2 protein-coding genes and 1 pseudogene are annotated in these 2,842 nt (G+C 69.1%); 1 reads left to right on the top strand and 2 read right to left on the bottom strand.

Features of this window, described 5'->3' with window-relative positions; genetic code table 11:
- Both JF597_RS53980 and JF597_RS53975 read right to left on the bottom strand, forming a co-directional pair.
- Positions 1-185 (bottom strand): annotated as a pseudogene (locus tag JF597_RS53980) (NfeD family protein); the annotation flags it as partial.
- Between the two features lie 185 nt (positions 186-370).
- Positions 371-1,879 (bottom strand): SulP family inorganic anion transporter, encoded by a 1,509-nt coding sequence (locus tag JF597_RS53975; RefSeq protein ID WP_294014428.1) that lies wholly within the window; start codon positions 1,877-1,879, stop codon positions 371-373.
- Positions 1,880-2,237: 358 nt separating this feature from the next.
- Here JF597_RS53975 and JF597_RS53970 point away from each other — a divergent pair, with 358 nt between their 5' ends.
- Positions 2,238-2,642: a MerR family transcriptional regulator gene (locus JF597_RS53970; RefSeq protein WP_294014427.1), complete on the top strand. Its 405-nt coding sequence runs from the start codon at positions 2,238-2,240 to the stop codon at positions 2,640-2,642.
- Positions 2,643-2,842 lie beyond the last annotated feature (200 nt).

The following is a 2,842-nucleotide window of genomic DNA, read 5'->3' as shown; positions in this document are numbered from 1 at the left end:
ACCACGGTGCCCGTGGCGACGAGGGCGAACACCAGGAACTGGAAGGGCAGAGGCAGCCCGACCGCGGCGGATCCCGCCGTGACCAGGGCGGACACACTCAGCATTCCGAGCGCAGCGGTAAGGGTGACGATCTCCGCCAGCGCCAATACGGCTGCGACGACCAACCAGATCAGCCATGGATCCATTGGGTGCCTCTTCTCACCGGTGCGGGTGCAGGTGCGGAAGAGCCTGACTCCCACCATTGGACCCCGACATCGGACAGCGGCGATACCCCTGGGGAAGGCAAACCCGACCGATCCGGTGGCCCTGAGACACGGGTCATCAAGGGAGTCGGCGGCTGATCCGGGGCGCAGCTCGGTTCGGGTGCCGGTCAGTGGTGGCCGGTGAGTTCGCCGCTGAGCGTGTCGTGGATGCGGGCGCTGGGCTCGTTGAGGCCGGTGATCCTGACGGTCTTGCCACGCTGGGCGTACTTGGTCTCGATGGCGTCGAGGGCCGCGACGGAGGACGCGTCCCAGATGTGCGCGGCGGACAGGTCGACGACGACCTCGTCGGGGTCGCCGGCGTAGTCGAACCGGCCGACGAGGTCGTTGGAGGAGGCGAAGAACAGCTCACCGGTCACCCGGTAGATCACGGACGAGCCGTCGGGCTCGGTGACGGCGGTGACCTCGGCCAGATGGGCGACCCGCTTGGCGAAGACGACCATCGCGGTGATCGAGCCCACGACGACACCGATGGCGAGGTTGTGGGTGGCGACCACACACGCGACGGTGATCAGCATGACCGTGATCTCCCCGGCCGGCATCCGCTTCAGGGTCTTCGGCGCGATGGAGTGCCAGTCGAAGGTGCCCACCGACACCATGACCATCACGGCGACGAGTACGGCCATCGGGATGTCCGAGACGACCGGCCCGAACACGACACACAGCACCATCAGGAACGCACCGGCCAGGAACGTCGACAGCCGCGTCCTGGCCCCCGACACTCGTACGTTGATCATCGTCTGCCCGATCATGGCGCAGCCGCCCATGCCACCGAAGAAGCCGGTGACGATGTTGGCGATGCCCTGGCCGACGGACTCGCGGGTCTTGGAGGAGTGGGTGTCGGTGATGTCGTCCACGAGCTTGGCGGTCATCAGGGACTCCATCAGACCGACCAGCGCCATGGCCAGCGCGTAGGGCGCGATGGTGGTGAGCGTGTCCAGGGTGAAGGGCACGTCCGGCAGTCCGGGCACGGGGAGCGAGGAGGGCAGCTCGCCCTTGTCCCCGACGGTCGGCACCGCGATCCCGGCGGCCACCGTGATGACCGTGAGGATCACGATCGACACCAGCGGGGCCGGGATCACCCTGGTGACCTTCGGGAAGAGCACCATCAGCGCCAGACCGGCCGCGATCAGCGGATAGACCGGCCACGGTACGTCGGTCATCTCCGGCACCTGCGCCATGAAGATGAGGATCGCGAGGGAGTTGACGAAGCCGACCATCACGCTGCGCGGTACGAACCGCATCAGCTTCGCCACCCCGAGGGCGCCGAGGACGATCTGGAAGACGCCGGCCAGGATGACGGCGGCGACGAGGTAGCCGAAGCCGTGCTCGCGGTTGAGCGGGGCGATGACCAGGGCGACCGCGCCGGTGGCGGCGGAGATCATGGCCGGTCGGCCGCCGACGATCGCGATGGTCACGGCCATGGTGAACGAGGCGAACAGGCCGATGGCCGGGTCGACCCCGGCGATGACCGAGAACGAGATCGCCTCGGGGATCAGGGCGAGGGCGACCACGAGCCCGGCCAGCACCTCGGTGCGCAGCACCTTCGGATCGGACAGCCAGGCAGGACGCCGGGAGCCGCGCAGCCAGGGGGCCGGGGACAGTGCGGAGGAGGACAAGACGAGAGGAACCTGTCGTGCTCGGGCACACCCGGCATCACGGCGGGCGTACGGGAAGGAGTGGGAGGCGGGGCGGCCGGCCACGGGGTCCGCGAGCGGCGGACCGAAGTCAGGGGGCGGCGGCGAAGCGATCCGCCACGGGATGGTGCGCTGTGCGGCGGTGAAGGGTCACGGCGGGCAGGCGGCGGCGCCGGGCATCATGGGCACTCGCACGCTCTCTTCTGCAGGTATCGGTCTTCGCAGAGGCATCATTGGCCCCGACACCGGTGACCTGGCACCGAGGCAACTCTACCCTAACGTTAGGGTAGAGATCGGCGGCTGTGCGCGGCCCTGGCGAGAGACGAGGAAGGCACCCGGCGTGAGCAGCGAGCACATGCAGATCGGCGAGGTCGCCACCCGGACCGAGCTGTCGCTGCGCACCATCCGGCACTACGAGGACGCCGGCCTCGTCAACCCCTCCGCCCGGTCCCAAGGCGGCTTCCGCCTCTACACCGAGTCCGACGTCGCCCGCCTGATGGTCATCCGCCGTATGAAGCCACTCGGGTTCACCCTGGACGAGATGCGCGCCCTGCTGGAGGCCACCGACCGCCTCGACACGGGCGCGGAACTGCCGCCCGAGGAGCACCAGGAACTGCTGGACCGGATCCGCGGCTTCGAGCAGGCCGCCCAGCAGCGGGTCGAGGATCTGCGCACCCAGCTGACGCGGGCGGAGGAGTTCGCGGCCGCGCTGGGCGAGCGCCTCGCGCGGCCTCCCGCCCCCTGACGCGGTAGCGGGGCGCGACCATCCGGTTGATCGCGATGACCGTACGTCTGCGGGTCGCAGGACGGCAACGAGGCAGGATCTGGCGTGGTCGGGCGCCTTGCGTCGGTGCGGTGTGAGATCGCGAACACAAACCCGCAGGTTGTCAGTGGCGTACGACAGGATGTGCGGGGGCACCAACTGCCGTGGGGGGCATGAGGCAT

The organism is Streptomyces sp. (assembly GCF_019510245.1).
Classification (GTDB): domain Bacteria; phylum Actinomycetota; class Actinomycetes; order Streptomycetales; family Streptomycetaceae; genus Streptomyces.
This window is presented reverse-complemented; position numbering and strand designations above follow the sequence as displayed.